This window comes from Asanoa sp. WMMD1127 (assembly GCF_029626225.1).
GTDB lineage: Bacteria > Actinomycetota > Actinomycetes > Mycobacteriales > Micromonosporaceae > Asanoa.
Genome location: NZ_JARUBP010000001.1, coordinates 5603532 through 5622557, shown reverse-complemented (window position 1 = coordinate 5622557; position 19026 = coordinate 5603532). Strand labels below are relative to the sequence as shown.

Below are 19026 nucleotides of genomic sequence, written 5' to 3'. Positions count from 1 at the left end.
CCACGGGGGCGCGGCGCGGCGAAAGGACAATGGGCATGCCCGAGGTCATCTTTGGGTTGGACTCGACGAAGCGCTTCACCCAGCAGGAGAAGGTCGGCCACAACCGGTGGCATCCGGCCGTTCCGCCGGTGGCGACCGTCAAGCCCGGCGCGACGTTCCGGGTGCACTGCCGGGAGTGGTTCGACGGCGCGATCCACAACGACGACTCGGCCGACGACGTACGCGACGCGCCGCTGTCCACTGTGCACGCGCTCAGCGGGCCGTTCGCGGTGCAGGGCGCGGAGCCCGGCGACCTGCTGATGGTCGACATCCTGGACGTCGGGCCGATACCGCAGGAGGACTCGGGGCCGCTGGCCGGGCAGGGCTGGGGCTACACCGGCATCTTCGCCAAGCAGAACGGCGGCGGTTTCCTCACCGACTGGTTCCCCGACGCCTACAAGGCCATCTGGGACTTCAGCGGCCAGGTGGCGACCTCGCGGCACATCCCGGGCGTCTCGTTCACCGGCATGGTCCACCCCGGCCTGATGGGCACCGCGCCGTCGATCGAGCTGCTGCGCACGTGGAACCAGCGCGAGACGGCGCTGCGGGAGACCGACCCGGACCGCGTGCCCCCGCTGTCGCTGCCGCCGCTGCCGCAGGACGCCGTGCTCGGGTCCCTGAGCGGCTCCGCGTTCGACGACGCCGCGGCCGAGGCCGCCCGCACCGCTCCCCCGCGCGAGAACGGCGGCAACCAGGACATCAAGAACCTGACCAAGGGCTCGCGGGTCTTCTACCCGGTGTTCGTGCCGGGCGCCAACCTGTCGCTGGGCGACCTGCACTTCTCCCAGGGCGACGGCGAGATCACCTTCTGCGGCGCCATCGAGATGGGCGGCTTCGTCGACCTGCACGTCGACGTCATCAAGGGCGGCATGCAGACGTACGGCGTCGGCGAGAACGCGATCTTCCTCCCCGGCAACAACAACCCGCAATATTGTCAGTGGCTCGCCTTCTCCGGCGTGTCCGTGACGCTCCAGGGCGAGCAGCGCTACCTCGACGCTCAGCTGTCGTTCCAGCGGGCCTGCCTGCACGCGATCGACTACCTCGAGAAGTTCGGCTACAGCCGCGAGCAGGCCTACCTGATCCTCGGCGCCGCGCCGATCGAGGGCCGGTTCTCGGGCGTCGTCGACATCCCCAACTCCTGCGCCACCATCTATATCCCCACCGAGATCTTCGACATCGACGTACGCCCGTCGGCGTCCGGCCCGGCGAAGGTCACGGGCGGGAAGGCGGTGCCGCGGTCGAGCTTCTGACCGGAGGCCGGGCCCACCACTGGGCCAGTGCGACGGCGGCCAGCACGAGCAGGGCGCCGGCGAGCGCGAACCAACCGGTGATCTCCTGATCCTGTCGCTGCAGCACGATGTTGCTGGGCAGGTCGCGGAGCACCCGGCTGAGCTCGGCGGCGTCCTCGGCCTTGTAGTATTCGCCGCCGGTCAGCTCCGCGACCTCGCGCAGGGTCGGCTCGTCGATGTTCTGGTAGCGGCGGCCGCCGAACCCGCCGCCGCCGAAGCGGGAGCCGTCGCCGAACATCGCGTCGCCGCCGACCTGGGTGGGGTCGCAGACCATGGCCGACGGCTGGGTGGTGCCGAAGCCGATCGTGTAGACGCGCAGCCCGCGGGCCGCCGCCTGCTGCGCCGCCGTGGTCGGGTCGACGCCCTGGGTGTTGCGGCCGTCGGTGAGCACGACGATGGTGTCCGGTTCGAAGTCACCCGGCGCGCCGCCGGCCGGCAGCTCCACCCCGGTCGGCGGCACGTCGGCGTTGACCTCGGCGATCGCGTCGACCGAGGTGAGGATGGCCAGGCCGATCGCGGTGCCGCGGGCGGTGCGCAGCGCGTCGATCGCGGCCGTCAGCGCCCGCTTGTCGTCGGTCGGCTCGACCAGCAGCCCGGCATTGCCCGAGAAGGTGACCAGCCCGATCTTCGCCCCGTCGGGCTGGCCCTCGACGAACTCGCGGGCCGCCGCCTGCGCGGCGGTCAACCGGTTCGGCGGCACGTCGGTGGAGCACATCGAGCCGGACGAGTCGATGGCCAGCATGATGGTCGTCGAGTTGGCCGGCACGGGCACCGACGCCTGCGGCCGGGCGGCGCCGGTGGCCAGCACCAGCAGGCCGGCGGCGAACAGCCACAGCGGGATGCGGCGCCGCCAGCGGGAGCGGCCCGGCAGCGCGGCCCGCACCAGCGCCAGGCTCGGCAGCCGCACCGTCTCCCGGCGCCGGCGGCGGCGCAGCCACCAGCGGTAGCCCAGCAGGGCCGGGAAGACCAGCAGCGCGGTGAGGGCCCAGGGCCAGGTCAGCGACATCTAGACGATCCGTCCGAACCAGTGGATCGTGAGCACCGCGCCGGCCACCAGCAACAGCAGCGCGAACGCCACGACCGGGCCGGTCAGCTCGACCGGCCGCGGCTCGATCGTGGTGCGCAGGTCGAGATCGCGGTACGCGGCATCGAGCGCCCCGGCGTCCGCGGCGCGGTGGTAGGCGCCGCCGGTCGCCGTGGCGACCTGCGTCAGCAGGTCCTCGTTCAACGCGGTCGCCACCTGGTAGCCGTCGATGTCGACCGTGCTGCCCTCGACCGTGCCGACGCCGACCGTCTGGATGTGCACCCCGGCGTTGGACGCGAGCTCGGCCGCCTGCAGCACGTCCGGGCCGCCGGTGTCCTCGCCGTCGGTGAGCAGCACGATCGTGGCGTCGGCGTGGTAGCCGACGTCCGGCGGCGGCGCGGGCGGCTCGGGCAGCAGCACCGGCCGGCCGACGATCGCGGTGAGCGAGCCTAGGATCGCCTGGCCGAGCGATGTGCCGCCGGTCACCCGCAGCCGCTTGATGGCGTCGACGGTCTCGGCGTGCCGGTTGCCCGGCTCGTGCGTGCTGAGCGCGCCCTGGCTGAACGCGATCACTCCGATGTCGACGGTGTCGGGCTGCGCCTCGACGAAGGCGATCGCGGCGTTCTGGGCGGCGGCCAGCCGGTTGGGGGCGATGTCGTCCGCGCCCATGCTGTTGGACACGTCGAAAGCCAGCATGACGGTGCCGGACGTGCGTGGCACGCCCAGTGTCACTTGTGGACGCGCGACGGCCAGCAGCAGAAAGACCACGGCGGCCAGGAAGAGCACCGGTGGCAACCAGCGCCGCAGCCCGCCACGGGCGGTCACCCCGGCAGCCGCGTACGCCCGGGTCCGTTCGCGGTGGAGCCGGCGCAGCCCGACCGCGCACGCGGCGCCGACGAGGACGGCGACGGCGATCAGAACGGGATGCTCGACGCTCATCGGCGCACCCGTCCCGTGCGGCGGACCATCCGCACCAGCACCTCGACCAGGTCCTCGTCGGTGCGCACCCGGTGGGCGTCGACGCCGGAGCGGCGCATCGCATCGTCCACGGTGGACTCCCTCGCCTCGACCTCCGCGCGCAGCCGCTCGCGGAACAGCGGGTCGCCGGTGTCGGCCAGTAGCTGCTCGCCCGTCTCGGCGTCCTCCACCAGCACCAGGCCGAGGTCGGGCAGCTCCAACTCGACCGGGTGGACGACCCGGATCGCCACCACCTCGTGCCGCAGCGCCAGCCGGGTCAGCTCGCCGGCCCATTCGCCCGCGCCGATGAAGTCGGAGACCACGAACACGAGGCCGCGCCGGCGGGCGTTGCGCGCGGCCAGCCGCAGCATCGCCGCTAGGTCGGTGCTGCCGCCGCCGCGGTCCGGGGTCGGCGCGGTGACCAGGCCGGTCAGCCGCAGCACATGGTCGCGGCCGGTGCGCGGCGGCACGACCCGGTGCCGGTGGTTGTCGTAGAGGATCGCGCCGACCCGGTTGCCGCCCCGCGTGAACAACCGCGCGAGACACACCGCCAGGTCGGTGAGCATGGAGTCTTTTCCTTGCGGCGTCTCGCCGAAGCGCATGGAGGCTGACTGGTCCAGGACGAGCCAGGCGGTCAGCTCGCGGTCCTCGGTGTACTGCCGGACGTGCGGCTGGTCCAGCCGGGCGGTGACGTTCCAGTCGATGTGCCGGACGTCGTCGTCGGGCGCGTACTCGCGGAGGCTGTCGAAGTCGATCCCCGTGCCGCGGTAGGCCGTGCGGTAGGTGCCCTGCAGCCGGCCGTCGAGGCGGCGGACGACCCGCCACTCGAGGCGGCGCAGGAGGCGGTCGGGGGCGCTGCTCATGGCCGGGCGGCCCGTTGCAGCGGCGCGTCGGGGATGGGCACCACCGCCATCACCCGGGTGAGGATGTGGTCGGCGGTGACGTCGTCGGAGAGCGCCTCGTAGGACAGGACGAGCCGGTGCCGGAACACGTCGAGCACGAGGTCGGTCACGTCGGCCGGCACCACGTAGTCGCGCCCCCGGATGAACGCCAGCGCCCGCCCGGCCAGGATGAGGTTGATCGAGGAGCGCGGGCTGGCGCCGAAGCTGACGTAACGGGCGAGGTCGCCCAGGCCCGCGGCGGCCGGGTCGCGGGTCGTGTTGGCCAGTCGCACGGCGTACTCGATCAGCGCCGGGTCCACGTACACCCGGTCGACCTGTTCCTGCATCGCGACCAGGCGCTCGGGATCGGCGACGGCCTGGCCCGGCGCGGGCGCCACGATCGCGCGCTCGACGATGACGAACTCCTCGGTCGCGCTCGGGTAGCCGACCAGGACCTTCATCATGAACCGGTCGACCTGGGCCTCCGGCAGCGGATAGGTGCCCTCGGACTCGATCGGGTTCTGGGTGGCCATGACCAGGAACGGCTCGGGCACCCGGTGGGTCTCACGGCCGATGGTGACCTGCTGCTCCTGCATGACCTCGAGCAGCGCGCTCTGCACCTTGGCCGGCGCCCGGTTGATCTCGTCGGCCAGCAGCAGGTTGGTGAACACGGGGCCCAGCGAGACCTGGAACTCGCCGCTGTGCTGGTGGTAGACGCGGGTGCCGACGATGTCGGCGGGCACCAGGTCGGGGGTGAACTGCACGCGGTGGAACTGCCCGCCGATCGCCCCGGCCAGCGCCTTGACGGCGAGGGTCTTGGCCAGCCCCGGCACGCCCTCGACCAGGATGTGGCCGCGGGCCAGCAGGGCCACCAGCAGCCGTTCGAGCAGCGCGTCCTGGCCGACGATGGTCTTCTTGACCTCGTACAGGATGGGCTCGGTGTCCATGCGCGCTCCTACTGCAGGGGTCCGGGTGGGCCGGGGCTGTCACCGCCGCCGCCGGCGAGCGCGGCGCCGATCGGCACGGCGAAGCCGACACCGACGAAGGTGCCGGCGGTGGTCGGGTTGAGCAGGGCGACGACGATGCCGACGGTCTCGCCGCGGGTGTTCACCAGCGGGCCGCCGGAGCTCCCCGGGTTGACGGCGGCGTCGAACTGGATCAGCCCGCGCAGCCGCACGCCGTCGGTCCCGGTCGCGGCCCGCTCCAGGCCCGACACCACGCCGGCGGTGGTGCTGTGCACGAGACCGAGCTGGTTGCCGATCGCCACGACGTCCTCGCCGACGGCGAGCCGGCCCGCGTTGCCGAGCACGGCCGGCACGACGAGCGTCGGCGACCGCTCCGGCAGGAGCAGGGCGATGTCGGTGGCCGGATCGCGGCTGGCGAGCGTGGCCGGCACCGCCGCGCCGTCCGGGAAGGTGATCTCGATCCGCTTGGCGCCGTCGACGACGTGCAGCGCCGTGACCACCAGCCCGTCGGCGTTGGCGACCACACCGGTCCCGTTGCCGGCACCCCGGATGCTGACCACCGACGGGGCGAGGGCGGCGTACACCTGGGCGGTGGTCAGTGGCGGTTTGGCCGTGGGCGACGGGCTGGGCGCGGCCGCCGGGCGGTCTCCCCCACCGCCGGCCCGGAACGCGACGACGGCCGTGACCGCGAGCAGCAGGGCGACGAGACCGGCGCCGACCAGCCAGAACCGCCGTCGACGGCGGGGCGGCGCAGCGCCCGCGACCTCGTCGGCCACTGTCATCGCCGACCGCGGTCCACGCGCGGCTGCCTGGCGCGGAGCATAACGACACCATAACGGCGTGTCCCCGGAACGGCCATTGTCCGTCCTTTCGAGACCGCGATCCGGCCTCGGCGGCCCCGGGCGCGGGCTGCTCCGGCGGGGGTAGCGTCACCACACGTGAAGGCCGATTGGGACGCGCAGCGGCGGCGGGCGGTCGAGGCGCACGCGCGGGCCGAGACCGACCGGGCCGCCCGCGAGGCCGAGCAGACCGCCGGGCTCGTCGCGGCGTTCGTCCGCGACGCGCACGAGCGCGGGATCGCGCCGGTCGCGCTGACGGCTCCCGCCCACCGCGGCCGCGTCCGCTACCGCACCGGGCTGCGCGGCTGGTACCTCGACCAGCGGCAGTCGATGGCGGTCGACACCGAGGGCCGGTTCTATCTGCTCGCCGTGCCGAACTCCACGCGGGCCCGGCTGACCGGCGTCCGGCCCGAGCCGCGCCCGGCGCCGCTCGTGGTCGGTCGCGGTGGCAAGGACGGCGAGTCGATCGCCCTGAGCGTCCTGCTGGAGCGCCGGCTCGCCGACGGCTAGGCGTACGCGTGGTCGAGCGCCGGGTCGGCCGTCAGGATCGCGTGCTGCAGCCGCTGGACCCGTTCTGACGGCTCCAGGCCCAGGTCGTCCTGGAGCGTGCCGCGCAGCCGGTGGAACGCCTCCAGCGCGTCCGTGCGCCGGCCCGCCCGGTAGAGCGCGATCATGTACTGCGCCTGCAGGTCCTCGTTGAGCGGGTGCCGGGCGGCCAGCCAGCCGAGGTCGCCGAGCACCGCCTGGTGCCGGTCGAGCCGCAGCTCCGCCTCGATCCGCTGGCGCCACAGTGACAGCCGGCCCTCCTCGAGCCGCTGCACCTCGGCCCGCAGCACCGGGCCGTGCCGCACGTCGACCAGCGCCCCGCCCTGCCAGAGGCCGAGCGCCTCGCCCAGCAGGCGGGCCGCCTCGACGTCGTCGCCGGCGGCCAGCGCGGCCCGGCCGGCGGCGGCGAGGCGCTCGTACTCGTGGAGGTCGAGCTCGCCCGGCCCCACGTTGAGCCGGTAGCCACCGGACGTGGTCACCAGGATCTCGTTGGCCAGCCGGGCCGGGCAGACGCCCAGCGCGTGGGTCAGCATGCGGCGGGTCTTGAGGACGTAGGTCTGCAGCGTCGTCTGCGCGCTGGCCGGCGGCTCGCAGCCCCACAGCTCGGCGGTCAGCGTCTCGACCGGCACGACCAGGTTCGCGTGCAGCAGGAGCAGGGCCAGCACCTTGCGCGGCTTCGGCGCGGTCAGCTGATCCGCCGGGCCGGTGGGCGTGGCTCTCACCGCCAGCGGACCAAGAACGTAGTAGGTCATTGCGCCCCCGTATGACCGTCGCTGTGAAGAACCTTAAAGGGCTTAAACGACATGAGGAACCTTTTCGGTTGGATCGTACGATTGTGACAGCAGCTCACGGGCCTCCACCGACATTCCAGGCGGGCTCAAGCGGGCAACTGCGACGGTCGGGAGGCCGTTAGACAGCCGGCCCGAAGGAGCCCTCCGTGTCCGAAACTGAGTCGCCTCAGTCGCTGGATGGGTTGCTGCGCCGGGCCGCGACGGAGGCGCCCGACCGCCCCGCGATCCGCTACGGCGCCCGCGCGCTGTCCTACCGGGAGCTCGACGCGGCCGTGGACGGCTTCGCCGCCGCGCTCGCCGGCCGGCCGCGCGGCACGGTCGTGGGCGTCACCGCCGCGCTGCACCCCGCCTTCCCCATCGCCTACTTCGGAGCGATCCGGGCCGGCCACGTCTGCGCCGTGCTCGACCCCGACCTCACCGAGGACGCCCTCGACGCGGCCATCGAGCGCGCCGGGATCGCCCTGCTCGTGGCCATGGCCGGGATGGCCGACCGGCTACGCCGCATCCGGGTCGAGCGCGACGAGCTCGACGTGGCCTACCTGGACCAGCCGGGCCACCGCGGCGCCCGCACCGTGGCCGCGCTGGTGCGCGAGGAGGCCGGCCGGCGCCGGCGCCCCGCCCCGCCGCCCACGGACGTCGACGCGGTGGCCTGCCTGCGCTTCGGGCCCGGTGGGGTGGTGCTCCCGCTGACGCACCGCAACCTCACCGTCGGCGCCGCCCAGGCGGCGCGGGCCTACGGTTTCGGGCCGGGCTCGACGGTGGTCAACCACCTGCCCGCGTACGAACAGGTGTACCTCGACGCGACGGTCCACGCGGCCGCGACCCAGGTGCTCTGCGCCGACCCCGACCCGGCCGGCGGTGTCGCCCTGGCCGGTCGCGAGGCCGCCACCCACTACTGCGGCCTGCCGGCGCCGCTGACCCGGCTCGCGGCCGACCCCCGGGACACCCACCCGCGCACGCTGACCGTGCGGGCCGTGCTCTCCGGCGGCGCCACGATCACGCCGGCCGCCGCGCGCCGGCTCGCCAAGCGGGTGGGCGCGCCGCTCGTGCAGTGGTACGGCCCGGCCGGCGGCCCGCTGACCCACTGCGACCGGATCGACCATCCCACGGCGGGCTCCGTCGGCCGGCCGGTGCCGGGCACCGACTGCCGCGTGACCGACCTCGACGGGCGGCATCCGGCGCCACCGGGCCGACCCGGCCACGTCCGGGTACGCGGCCCGCAGGTGGCCACGGCGACGGCCGACCCGGACGGCTGGCTGCGCACCGGCGACCTCGGCTACCTCGACGCCGACGGCGCCCTGTTCCTCGTCGACGCGGGGGTGAAGGCATGACAACGAGGCCGGACTGGGCGTTGTGCCGGCACTGCCGGGCCGTCGTCTACGCCAAGCGGCTCGCCCGCAACCACGGCGTCTGTCCACAGTGCGGCGGCTGTTTCCCGCTGACCGCCCAGGAGTGGCTCGACCTGCTCGCCGACCCGGAGTCGCTGCGCCCGCTCGACTTCGACGTGCCCGCCGGCGACCCGTTGGGCTTCGCCGACGGCGTGCCGTACGCCCAGCGCCTGGCTCAGGCCCGCCACGCGACCGGGATGGCCGAGGCCGTCCTCTGCGCCCGCCTGTCCATCGTGGACACGCCGGTCGTGGTCGCCGCGATGGACTTCCGGTTCATGGGCGGCAGCCTGAGCGCCGCGGTCGGCGAGACGGTCACCCGGGCGGCCGAGACCGCGCTGGCCGACCGCCTGCCGCTGGTGATCGTGACCGCGTCGGGCGGCGTGCGCATGCAGGAGGGCGTCGTCGGGCTGATGCAGATGGCCAAGACCGCCCAGGCGATGCAGGCCCTCGACGACGCCGGCCTGGTCACCGCGTGCGTGCTGACGGACCCGACCTACGGCGGGGTCGCCGCGTCGTACGCCATGCTGGGTGACGTCGTGATCGCCGAGCCCGGCGCGCGGTTCGGGTTCGCCGGCCCCCGGGTGATCGCGCAGACCATCAAGCAGGAGCTCCCGCCCGGCTTCCAGACCGCCGAGTTCCTGCTGGAGCGCGGCTTCGTCGACCTGGTGGCGCCGCGGGCGCAGCTGCGCGAGCGGCTGGGCCGGGTGCTCTCGGTCGGGGCGCGGCGCGACACGGCGGCCAACCTGTGCCCCGCGGAGCAGGTGGTGATCCGCGACCCGGAGCAGGTGCCCGAGCTCGACCCGTGGGAGGCGGTCCGCCGGGCGCGGCACCTGGGCCGGCCGACCACCGCCGAGTACTTCCGGATGATCCTCGACGACTTCGAGGAGCTGCACGGCGACCGGGTCGGCGGCGACTGCCCGGCGATCGTCGGCGGCATCGGCCGGCTGGGGCGCGAGCCGGTCGTGGTGATCGGGCACCAGAAGGGCCACACGCCGGCGGAGCTCGCCGCGCACAACTTCGGCATGCCGAACCCGGCCGGCTACCGCAAGGCCGCCCGGCTGATGCGCCTCGCCGCCAAGTGGGGGCTGCCGGTGGTGACGCTCGTCGACACGCCCGGGGCCTACCCCGGTGTGGACGCCGAGCTGCAGGGGCAGGCCACCGTGATCGCGGAGACGTTGCGCCTGATGGGCGCCCTGCCGGTCCCGCTGGTCACGGTGGTCACCGGCGAGGGCTGCAGCGGCGGCGCGCTGGCGATCGCCGTCGCCGACCGCGTGCTGATCATGGAGAACGCCATCTACACGGTGATCAGTCCCGAGGGCTGCGCGGCGATCCTCTGGAAGGACTCGGCCGCCGCCCCGACCGCCGCCCGGGCGCTGCGGGTCGACGCCCGCTCGCTGCTGGAGCTCGGCGTGGTCGACGGCGTCGTGCCGGAACCACCCGGCGGCGCCGAGTCGGACAACAACCGGGCCGGCACGCTCGTCCGCGAGGCGATCCGGGCCGAGCTCGCCGACCTCGCGGCGCGGGACCCCGCGCGCCTGGTCGCCGAGCGCCGCGCCCGCTTCCGCCGGTTCGGCGGCGACGTCAACGCCGCCGCTCTCACCCACCCTGGAGGATCCCAGTGACGTCTTTGATGGAACCGGCGCGGACGGACGGTGCCGCGCCGCTCGCGGAGGCGCTCGAGGAGGTGCGCCGCAGCGCCCAGTCGCTCCTGGCCGATCTGGCCGACCGGCCGCGCGCGCTGCGGATCCGGGCCGGCGAGGTCGTGGTCGAGATGGAGTGGACGGACCAGCAGCACGCGCCCGTCCCCGTCGCCGTGGGGGCCGCCCCGGCGCCGGCGCCGGCGCCGGCTCCGGCGCCCAGCCCCGCTCCGGCCGAGGAGGCCGCTTTCCCGCCCGGCGCCGGCATCTGCGCGCCGATCGTCGGCACGTTCTACCGCTCGCCGGAGCCCGGCGCCGCGCCCTTCGTGTCCGAGGGCGACCAGGTCCGGCGCGGCCAGCAGGTCGGCATCGTCGAGGCGATGAAGCTGATGATCCCCGTCGAGGCCGAGGCCGAGGGTCGGGTCGTCGGGCTGCACGTCGCCGACGGCGCGCCGGTCGAGTTCGGCGAACGGCTCATGACCATCGATCCCCAGGCAGCCTAGGAGGTCGTCGTGTTCAGCACCGTGCTCATCGCCAACCGCGGCGAGATCGCGTTGCGGGTCGCCCGGACCTGCCGCGAGCTGGGCCTGCGCGTGGCCGTCGTCTACTCCACCGAGGACCGGGACAGCGCCGTGGTGCGCTTCGCCGACCAGGCGGTGTGCATCGGACCCGGCCCCGCGCGGCACAGCTACCTCTACCTCCCGGCGATCATGGAGGCGGCCCGGCAGACCGGCGCCGAGGCGATCCACCCCGGCTACGGCTTCCTCTCGGAGCAGGCGGACTTCGCCGAGGCGTGCGAGGCCGAGGGCCTGACCTTCGTCGGCCCTCCCCCGGCCGTGATCGACCGGCTCGGCGACAAGTCCACCGCCCGCGCCGCGATGGCCGACGCCGGCCTGCCGCTGCTGCCCGGCACGATCGAGCCGGTCTCCGACGCGGAGGCGGTCGCCAAGGTCGCCGCCGACATCGGCTACCCGGTCATCGTCAAGGCGGTCGCCGGGGGTGGCGGCCGGGGCATGCAGGTGGTCACCGAACCCGACGACCTGCCCCGGCAGTACCGGGAGATCCGCAGCACCGCGCAGTCGCTGTTCGGCGACGACCGGGTCTACGTCGAGCGCTACCTGCCCGCGGCCCGCCACATCGAGGTGCAGGTGCTCTGCGACAGCCACGGCAACGGCATCCACCTCGGCCAGCGCGACTGCTCGGTGCAGCGCCGCCGGCAGAAGATCATCGAGGAGGCCCCGGCGCCCGGTCTGCCCCGGGGTCTCGTCGAGCAGATGGGCCACGCCGCCGTGCGCGGCCTGCTCGCCGCCGGCTACGTCGGGGCCGGCACGGTCGAGTTCCTCGTCGACGACCAGCACCGGTTCTATTTCATGGAGGTCAACTGCCGGATCCAGGTCGAACACCCGGTGACGGAGCTGACCCACGGCGTCGACCTGGTGCGCGAGCAGCTGCGGATCGCGGCCGGCGAGCCGCTCGACGTGTCGCAGGAGGAGCTCAAGGCCCGCGGCTGGGCGATCGAGTGCCGGATCAACGCCGAGGATCCCACCCGCGACTTCATGCCGACCCCGGGCCGGCTGACCGGGCTGACCCTGCCGGCCGGCCCGTTCGTGCGGGTCGACACCGCGGCCGAGGCCGGTGGCCGGATCTCCGCCGCGTACGACCCGCTCCTCGCCAAGGTCTGTGTCTGGGCGCCCGACCGCCCGCAGGCCCTGGCCCGCATGCGCCGGGCCCTCGCCGAGCTGTCCGTCGAGGGCCCGGGCCTCTCCACCAACCGCGACTTCCTGCTGACCGCGCTGGCCCACCCGCAATTCGTAGCCGGAACCCACGACACGTCGCTCGTCGGCCGGCTCACCGATCCGGAAAACCGGGAGGAATCATGAGGTTCACCATCGACGACCTGATGCAGTTGCTGGTCACCAAGGTCGGTCTGCCCTCGGACATGCGCACGAACGATCCACAGAAGACGTTCGGCGACCTGGGGCTGGACTCGCTCGCGTTCCTCCAGCTGCAGTCCGAACTGCAGGCGTTGTACGGGTTCGAGCTGCCCGACGACCGCCCGATGGCCCTGACCGTCGGCGAGATGTCGACCGCCATCGACGAGCGACTGACCTCGGAGCCGGCCGCATGAGCGCCCCGACCATCGGTCACGTGGACAACTCGATTCTCATCAACGCGCCGTTCGAGGTCGTGTGGGAGGCCACCAACGACGTCGAGAAGTGGCCGGAGCTGTTCACCGAGTACGCGCAGGCCGAGATCATCGAGCGGTCGGGCGAGACCGTGCGGTTCCGCCTGGCCATGCACCCCGACGAGAACGGCAAGGTGTGGAGCTGGGTCTCCGAGCGCACACCGGACAAGGCCGCCCGCCGGGTGGTCGCCCGCCGCGTCGAGCCGGGTCCGTTCGAGTTCATGAACATCGAGTGGACGTACGAGATCGAGGGCAACGGCACCCGGATGCGCTGGATCCAGGACTTCCGCATGCGCCCGGACGCGCCGATCGACACCGCCGCGATGACCGACCGGATCAACGCCAACACGGCCGTCCAGATGGACGTCATCCGCGACAAGGTCGAGCGGATGGCGATCCACGGCATCGGCGGCCCGAGCCAGCCGCGCCGCGAGATCCGCGTGGTGTCCATCGAGGACGTGCCGAGCAACAGGCGGCGGGGCGGCGACATCCGGACGATCCTGTCGCCGGCGACGGTCGGCTCGACGGCGGGCTTCATGGGCACGCTGCGGCTCGCGCCGGCCGAGGTCGTCACCGAGCACTGGCACCCGTACTCGGAGGAGTTCCTGTTCTGTGTCGAGGGCGCGATCACCGTGCGCCTCGACGGGCGGGAGCTGGCGCTCAAGGCCAACGAGGGCGTGCACATCCCGCTCGGGGTCAAGCACCGGCTGATGAACGACGGCGCCGCGCCGGCGTTCCTGGTGTTCGCGCTCGGCCCGCTGGCGCCCCGCCCCGAGTTGGGCCACGTCGACACGGAGGCCCTGCCCGGGAGCACGCCATGAGTCGCAGGACCGTGGTCACCGGGGTCGGTGTGGTCGCGCCGGGCGGCGTCAACCGGAGCGCGTTCTGGGAGATGCTGACCGCCGGCCGCACCGCCACCCGGCGGATCACGTTCTTCGATCCGGCGGACTTCCGCTCGCAGATCGCGGCCGAATGCGACTTCGACCCGCGGGCGGCCGGGCTGACCCCGCAGGAGATCCACCGCAGCGACCGGTTCGCCCAGTTCACCCTGGTGGCGGCCGACGAGGCGATGGCCGAGAGCGGCCTGGACCTCGAGGCCGCGGACCGCGACCGGGTCGCGGTGAGCATCGGCAGCGCGGTCGGCGCGACCACCCGGCTCGAGGACGAGTACGTCAACGTCAGCGACCACGGCCGGCTCTGGGACGTCGACGAGCGCTACGGCAGCCGGTTCCTCTACCAGGCGCTGGTGCCGAGCAGCGCGGCGACCGAGGTGGCGTGCCGCTACCGGACCCACGGCCCGGCCGCGGTGATCTCCACCGGCTGCACCTCGGGCCTCGACGCGATCGGCTACGGCCACCAGCTCATCGAGGACGGCGACGCCGACGTGGTCATCGCCGGCGCCGCCGACGCGCCGATCTCGCCGATCTCGATGGCCTGCTTCGACGCGATCCGGGCCACCTCGGCGCGCAACGACGACCCGGAGCACGCCTCCCGGCCGTTCGACGCTACCCGGGACGGGTTCGTGATGGGCGAGGGCGCGGCCGTGCTGATCCTGGAGGAGCTCGAGCACGCGAAGCGGCGGGGCGCCGAGATCTTCTGTGAGGTGGCCGGGTTCGCCAACCGCAGCAACGCGTTCCACATGACCGGGCTGCGGCCGGACGGGCTGGAGATGGCCGAGGCGATCACCGACGCGCTCCGGCAGTCCAAACTGGACCCGACCGCGGTCGGCTACGTCAACGCGCACGGCTCGGGCACCAAGCAGAACGACCGGCACGAGACCGCGGCGTTCAAGCGGAGCCTCGGGCAGCACGCGTACGACGTGCCGGTCAGCTCCATCAAGTCGATGGTCGGCCACTCGCTCGGGGCGATCGGCGCGATCGAGCTGGCCGCCTGCGTGCTGGCGATCCGCTACGGCGTGGTCCCGCCGACCGCGAACCTGGAGAACAAGGATCCCGAGTGTGACCTCGACTACGTGCCGAAGAACGCGCGCGAGCAACGGATCGACGTCGCGCTCTCGGTCGGTAGCGGTTTCGGTGGCTTCCAGTCCGCCGCTGTCCTCCGGAGGTGGTCGTCGTGACCAGGGCCGTCGTCACGGGACTCGGCGTCGTCGCGCCGAGCGGGCTGACCGCCGAGGAGCACTGGCGCTCCACACTGGCCGGTGAGGTGCGGGTGGGCACGCTGGGCGACCAGCCCGTCGGCCAGGTGCCGGGGTTCTCCGCCGAGGACAACGTGGACCCGCGCCTGATCATCCAGACCGACCGGTGGACCTGGATGTCGCTGGCCGCCACGAAGATGGCGCTCGAGGACGCGAAGTACGACCCGGCGGCGTACGACCCGTACGCCACGTCGGTCGTGCTGGCCAGCGGCTCGGGCGGCAACGAGTTCGGCCAGCGGGAGATCCAGGCGCTGTGGAGCCAGGGTCGCCGGGCCGTCACCGCGTACCAGTCGATCGCCTGGTTCTACGCGGCCAGCGTCGGTCAGACCTCGATCCTGCACGGCACCAAGGGACCCAACAGCGTGCTGGTCTCGGAGGGGGCCGGCGGCCTGGACAGCCTGGGGGCCGCGCGCCGCATCATCCGCCGCGGCACCCCGGCCGTCATCGCCGGTGGCACCGAGGCGCCGCTGTCGCCGTACGCCCTGGTGTGTCAGGGCACCAGCGGGCGGATGAGCCGCACCGGCTACCGGCCGTTCGACGCCGACGCCGACGGGTTCGTGCCCGGCGAGGGCGGCGCGGTGCTGATCGTCGAGGACGCGGCCGCCGCGGCCGAGCGGGGCGCGCAGCAGATCTACGGCGAGATCGCCGGCTATGCGGCCACCCACGACGGGCACCACCCGCAGGACCCCGCGCCGGACTCCGCCCAGCTGGCCCGGGCGATGCGCCAGGCGCTCGCCGACGCGGCGGTCACGCCCGACGAGGTCGGTTTCGTGGTGGCCGACGGGGCCGCGACGCCGGCGCTGGACGCGCTGGAGGCGCGGGCGATCCGCGACGTCTTCGGCCGGCCGGTCCCGGTGACCGCGCCGCAGGGGTTCGTCGGGCGGCTGTGCTCCGGCGGTGCGGCGCTGACCGTGGCGACCGCGCTGCTCGCCCTGCGGGACGGCGTCGTGCCGGCGGTCGGCAACCTGGCGCGGCCCGGTCACGACCTCGACCTGGTCCGCGAGCCGCGGCCGCTGCGGACCGACGTGGTGCTCGTCAACGCGCGCGGCTTCGGCGGGTTCAACAGCTCCATCGTGCTCAAGCGTTACCGGGAAGAAGGGCTGCGCGATGCCGGATGAGAGTCCAGTGCGGACGATCCTGAGGATGCGCGCCCGGGAGGGCTGCGCCGACGCGTTCGAGGCGGCCTGGCGGACCGCCGCCGACGAGATCAGCCGGACGCCGGGCAGCCTGCGCCAGGAGCTGATCCGGGACGCGGAGGACCCGCGGACCTTCCTGATCATCAGCGACTGGCGGGACCAGCGGGCGCTCGACGCGTTCGGGCCGAGCGCCGCGCGGGAGCAGCTGACCGCGGCGCTGCGGGACCTGCGCGAGTCGGGTGAGAAGAATACCTACGAGGTGCTGCAGACCGTGGTCGGCCAGGGCCCGCGGATCCGGGTGATGGTCACGGTCACCGTGCCGCCGGGCGAAGAGGCCGCCTACGAACGGGCCTATCTCAAGGTGGCGGAGCGGATGCGCGGCACGCCCGGGCACGTCCGCGAGGAGCTGCTGCGGGAGCCCGGCACCGGGACTTATCACATCCTGGCCGAGTGGCTGGACGAGACGTCGTTCAACGCCTGGACCGACGACCAGGCGCACCTGGACCAGACGGCGCCGCTCATCCAGTACATCTGCGACAACTTCCAGCGGGCCACGTACCACATCGTGGCGCGGCCCGAGGAGAGCCCGCAGCCGGCCGGGGTGGTCGTGACGCCGGCGGCGAAGCCTGCCGTTGCGCCGAAGCCGGCCGCGCAGCCAAAGCCGGCCGAGCGGCCGCGACCGAATTCCGCCCCAGTCGTCGAAAGGTCTGCTGTGGACAGTTACGGGACCGACGTGCTCGTGGTGGGGGCCGGGCCGGCCGGCCTGACCGCCGCGATCGAGCTGGCTCGGCGCGGCGTGTCGTGCCGGCTGGTCGAGAAGCGGCCCGACGCGGCCGGCACCGCCGACAAGGCGATCGGCGTGCAGTGCCGGACGATGGAGATCTGGGAGACGATCGGCGTCGCCCGGGAGGCGATGGACGCGGGCATCTGGCTGCACGGCCAGACCGTGTTCGTCAACGGCCGCCAGACCCACCAGGTCGACTGGGACCTGCCCGATCTCCCGTACGCCCACGTGGGCCTGCCCCAGTACGAGACCGAGGCGATCCTGACGAAGTGCCTGGCCGGGCACGGCGTGCGGGTCGAGCGCGGTGTCGAGCTCGAGTCGTTCGCCCAGGACGCCGACGGCGTGACGGCCCAGCTGCGGCACGCGGACGGCCGGGCGGAGACCGTCCGGACGCAATATCTGGTGGGCTGCGACGGCGCGCACAGCACCGTGCGGCAGGCCCTGGGGTTGACGTTCGAGGGCGGCATGGGGATGTTCCCGCAGCTGTTCATGCTCGGCGACGTCGATCTCGACTGGTCGATGCCGGAGGGCCACCTGCTGCGCTTCATCCAGGTCGAGGACGACGAGATGAAGGGCATGCTGGTCTGCGTGCCGCTCAAGGGACGCAACCGTTACCGGGTGGCCACACTGGCGCCGCCGCGGCTGCAGGCCGAGATCGGCTCGGGCGCGATCCCGCCGGGCTTCTCGGCCGAGTACGACCCGCCGTCGCTGCCCGACATCCAGGCGGTGCTGGACCAACTGGCGCCGGAGGGCACGACCGCGAGCAACCTGCGCTGGGCGTCGATCTTCCGGATCAAGCACGGCATCGTGGACCGCTACCGCGACGGCCGGGTGTTCGTCGCCGGCGACGCCGCGCACCTGCACCCGCCGGCCGGCGGCCAGGGCATGAACACCGGCATCCACGACGCCTGGAACCTCGGCTGGAAGCTGGCCCTGGCCGTCCGCGGCGACGCGGCGCCGGCGCTGCTGGACAGCTACGAGGCTGAACGGCGGCCGGCCGGCAAGGCCATCGTCGACCGCGCGGTGAAGATCGCGTTCACCGACGAGATGGACATGGACGACGAGCGGGAGCAGTTCCTGCTCGAGATGCAGATGACGCTGAGCTACGCGGGCAGCCCGCTGGTCGGCGCCGACGGCGACAACTTCGACGGCGGGCCGCAGCCCGGTGACCGGGCGCCCGACGTGCGGGACCTGCGCCGCTTCGGCGTCGGGCACGCGGTGCGGCTGTTCGAGCTGACCCGCGGCACCGGGCACACCCTGCTGGCCTATGCCGACGGGACCACGCCGGCCGAGGAGTACGCCGGCTTCGAGAAGCTGGCCGAGAAGGTCCGCGGCTTCGTCGACGTCTACGTCGTGGCCAGCCACGACGCGGGCCCGCCGGCCGGGCTCGAGGTGCCGGTGCTGCGGGACCCGTCGGGCGCTTTCCGCGCCGCGTACGGCCTGCGCGGCACGGGGGCCTACCTGATCCGTCCGGACGGGCACGTCGGATTCCGCACCGCGCCGGTCTCGGCCGCGGCCCTGGACGCGCACCTCGCCGGCATCTTCGCGCTTGGAGGCACCGCATGAACCGCACCGTGATCGTGGCCAAGATCCAACCGGACGCCGAGCAGTCGGTGGCCCAGATCTTCGCGGCGTCCGACGCCACCTCGCTCCCCCACGACCTGGGGGTGCGGGCCCGCTCGCTCTACTCGCTCAACGACCTCTACCTGCACGTGATCGAGTTCGACGACGACCCGGCCGCGGCGCTGCGCAAGGGTCCGCAGCTGGCCGGGTTCAAGCAGATCAGCGACGACCTGCGGGCCTACATCAAGCCGTACGACCCGGCGACGTGGAAGTCGCCGCAGGACGCGGTGGCCCGCGAGTTCTACCACTGGCGCGGCTGATTCACCTGGGAGGGGCGGCCTGCGGGCCGCCCCTCACCGCGTCCTCGTACGCCGCCTGCAGCTCGGCGAAGACCGACGGTGTGCCCGGCGGCCGCGGGATGCCGAGATGCTGCTCGCGCAGCTCGGCCATGAACCGGTCCCACAGCTGCGGCCCACCCCGCTCGAGCAGCTCGGCCCGCACCGACAGCTCGTGGCTGACGGGCAGGTGCCGCCGCCCCCACGAGCCGAGCGCCGCCATCACCGGCACGAGCTGCACGCCGGCCTCGGTGAGGCTGTAGCGGATCTTCTGCCGGTGCGTCGCGTCGTCCGACCGCCAGAGCAGACCGTGCCCGACCAGCCGCCGCAGCCGGTCGGCCAGGATGTTGGACGCGATCCCCTCCTGCGACCCGGTCAGCAGCTCGCGGAAGTAGTGCCGGTCGCCGAACATCACGTCGCGCAGCACGACCAGCGACCACCGGTCGCCCAGCACCTCGACCGCCAGGTTGATCGGGCAGCCGGACCGGTGCGGGTCTCCTACGTCAGTCATC

19 protein-coding genes and 1 pseudogene are annotated in these 19026 nt (G+C 73.5%); 13 read left to right on the top strand and 7 right to left on the bottom strand.

Going from position 1 to position 19026, the window contains the following annotated elements:
• The first annotated feature begins 35 nt into the window (after window positions 1-35).
• Window positions 36-1289 carry a formamidase gene (fmdA, locus tag O7635_RS26815; protein ID WP_278083247.1) on the top strand — a complete coding sequence of 418 codons (1254 nt, stop codon included), beginning with the start codon at window positions 36-38 and terminating at the stop codon, window positions 1287-1289.
• On the opposite strand, the gene O7635_RS26810 is transcribed toward fmdA, so the two are convergent.
• From O7635_RS26810 to O7635_RS26790, 5 genes are read right to left on the bottom strand one after another with little or no spacing between them, the layout of a single operon-like run.
• Window positions 1252-2334 (bottom strand): VWA domain-containing protein, encoded by a 1083-nt coding sequence (locus O7635_RS26810; protein ID WP_278083246.1) that lies wholly within the window; start codon window positions 2332-2334, stop codon window positions 1252-1254. The genes fmdA and O7635_RS26810 overlap by 38 nt on opposite strands.
• The gene (locus O7635_RS26805; protein ID WP_278083245.1) at window positions 2335-3291 is read right to left on the bottom strand and encodes a VWA domain-containing protein; all 957 of its coding nucleotides are present in this window, start codon (window positions 3289-3291) and stop codon (window positions 2335-2337) included.
• On the bottom strand, window positions 3288-4172 hold the full coding sequence (locus O7635_RS26800; protein WP_278083244.1) for a DUF58 domain-containing protein: 885 nt from the start codon (window positions 4170-4172) through the stop codon (window positions 3288-3290). Before O7635_RS26800 ends, O7635_RS26805 begins: the two co-directional genes overlap by 4 nt.
• Window positions 4169-5137 carry an AAA family ATPase gene (locus O7635_RS26795; protein ID WP_278083243.1) on the bottom strand — a complete coding sequence of 323 codons (969 nt, stop codon included), beginning with the start codon at window positions 5135-5137 and terminating at the stop codon, window positions 4169-4171. Before O7635_RS26795 ends, O7635_RS26800 begins: the two co-directional genes overlap by 4 nt.
• Before the next feature lie 8 nt (window positions 5138-5145).
• Window positions 5146-5937, bottom strand: coding sequence for a trypsin-like peptidase domain-containing protein (locus tag O7635_RS26790; RefSeq protein ID WP_278083242.1), 792 nt, complete (start codon window positions 5935-5937; stop codon window positions 5146-5148).
• Between the two features lie 156 nt (window positions 5938-6093).
• On the opposite strand from O7635_RS26790, the gene O7635_RS26785 reads away from it, so the two are divergent.
• Window positions 6094-6504: a hypothetical protein gene (locus O7635_RS26785; protein ID WP_278083241.1), complete on the top strand. Its 411-nt coding sequence runs from the start codon at window positions 6094-6096 to the stop codon at window positions 6502-6504.
• Here O7635_RS26785 and O7635_RS26780 read toward each other — a convergent pair.
• Entirely contained in the window at window positions 6501-7292 is a 792-nt protein-coding gene (locus O7635_RS26780) for an AfsR/SARP family transcriptional regulator (RefSeq protein ID WP_278083240.1), read from the bottom strand. The genes O7635_RS26785 and O7635_RS26780 overlap by 4 nt on opposite strands.
• A gap of 185 nt (window positions 7293-7477) precedes the next feature.
• On the opposite strand from O7635_RS26780, the gene O7635_RS26775 reads away from it, so the two are divergent.
• The 11 genes and pseudogenes from O7635_RS26775 (at window position 7478) to O7635_RS26725 (ending at window position 18499) form a co-directional block, all read left to right on the top strand.
• A complete protein-coding gene (locus O7635_RS26775; protein WP_278083239.1) occupies window positions 7478-8662 on the top strand; it encodes an AMP-binding protein in 1185 nt (394 codons plus the stop codon).
• Complete coding sequence (accA, locus tag O7635_RS26770; RefSeq protein ID WP_278083238.1) at window positions 8659-10341, top strand: acetyl-CoA carboxylase carboxyl transferase subunit alpha; 1683 nt, start codon at window positions 8659-8661, stop codon at window positions 10339-10341. The genes O7635_RS26775 and accA overlap by 4 nt, the downstream gene beginning before the upstream one ends.
• Entirely contained in the window at window positions 10338-10859 is a 522-nt protein-coding gene (gene accB / locus O7635_RS26765) for an acetyl-CoA carboxylase biotin carboxyl carrier protein (RefSeq protein ID WP_278083237.1), read from the top strand. Before accA ends, accB begins: the two co-directional genes overlap by 4 nt.
• Before the next feature lie 9 nt (window positions 10860-10868).
• Window positions 10869-12236, top strand: coding sequence for a biotin carboxylase N-terminal domain-containing protein (locus O7635_RS26760; RefSeq protein WP_278083236.1), 1368 nt, complete (start codon window positions 10869-10871; stop codon window positions 12234-12236).
• The gene (locus tag O7635_RS26755; RefSeq protein WP_278083235.1) at window positions 12233-12484 is read left to right on the top strand and encodes an acyl carrier protein; all 252 of its coding nucleotides are present in this window, start codon (window positions 12233-12235) and stop codon (window positions 12482-12484) included. Before O7635_RS26760 ends, O7635_RS26755 begins: the two co-directional genes overlap by 4 nt.
• Window positions 12485-12489: 5 nt before the next feature.
• Window positions 12490-12963 (top strand): annotated as a pseudogene (locus O7635_RS26750) (SRPBCC family protein); the annotation flags it as partial.
• 18 nt (window positions 12964-12981) lie between these two features.
• Entirely contained in the window at window positions 12982-13362 is a 381-nt protein-coding gene (locus O7635_RS26745; protein ID WP_347405346.1) for a cupin domain-containing protein, read from the top strand.
• Window positions 13359-14618 carry a beta-ketoacyl-[acyl-carrier-protein] synthase family protein gene (locus tag O7635_RS26740; protein ID WP_278083234.1) on the top strand — a complete coding sequence of 420 codons (1260 nt, stop codon included), beginning with the start codon at window positions 13359-13361 and terminating at the stop codon, window positions 14616-14618. The genes O7635_RS26745 and O7635_RS26740 overlap by 4 nt, the downstream gene beginning before the upstream one ends.
• The gene (locus O7635_RS26735; RefSeq protein WP_278083233.1) at window positions 14606-15814 is read left to right on the top strand and encodes a beta-ketoacyl synthase N-terminal-like domain-containing protein; all 1209 of its coding nucleotides are present in this window, start codon (window positions 14606-14608) and stop codon (window positions 15812-15814) included. Before O7635_RS26740 ends, O7635_RS26735 begins: the two co-directional genes overlap by 13 nt.
• Entirely contained in the window at window positions 15804-18182 is a 2379-nt protein-coding gene (locus O7635_RS26730) for an FAD-dependent oxidoreductase (RefSeq protein ID WP_278083232.1), read from the top strand. Before O7635_RS26735 ends, O7635_RS26730 begins: the two co-directional genes overlap by 11 nt.
• Window positions 18179-18499, top strand: coding sequence for a TcmI family type II polyketide cyclase (locus O7635_RS26725; RefSeq protein ID WP_278083231.1), 321 nt, complete (start codon window positions 18179-18181; stop codon window positions 18497-18499). Before O7635_RS26730 ends, O7635_RS26725 begins: the two co-directional genes overlap by 4 nt.
• Window position 18500: 1 nt before the next feature.
• Here O7635_RS26725 and O7635_RS26720 read toward each other — a convergent pair whose 3' ends face one another.
• Window positions 18501-19025 carry a helix-turn-helix domain-containing protein gene (locus O7635_RS26720; protein ID WP_278083230.1) on the bottom strand — a complete coding sequence of 175 codons (525 nt, stop codon included), beginning with the start codon at window positions 19023-19025 and terminating at the stop codon, window positions 18501-18503.
• Window position 19026: the final 1 nt, after the last annotated feature.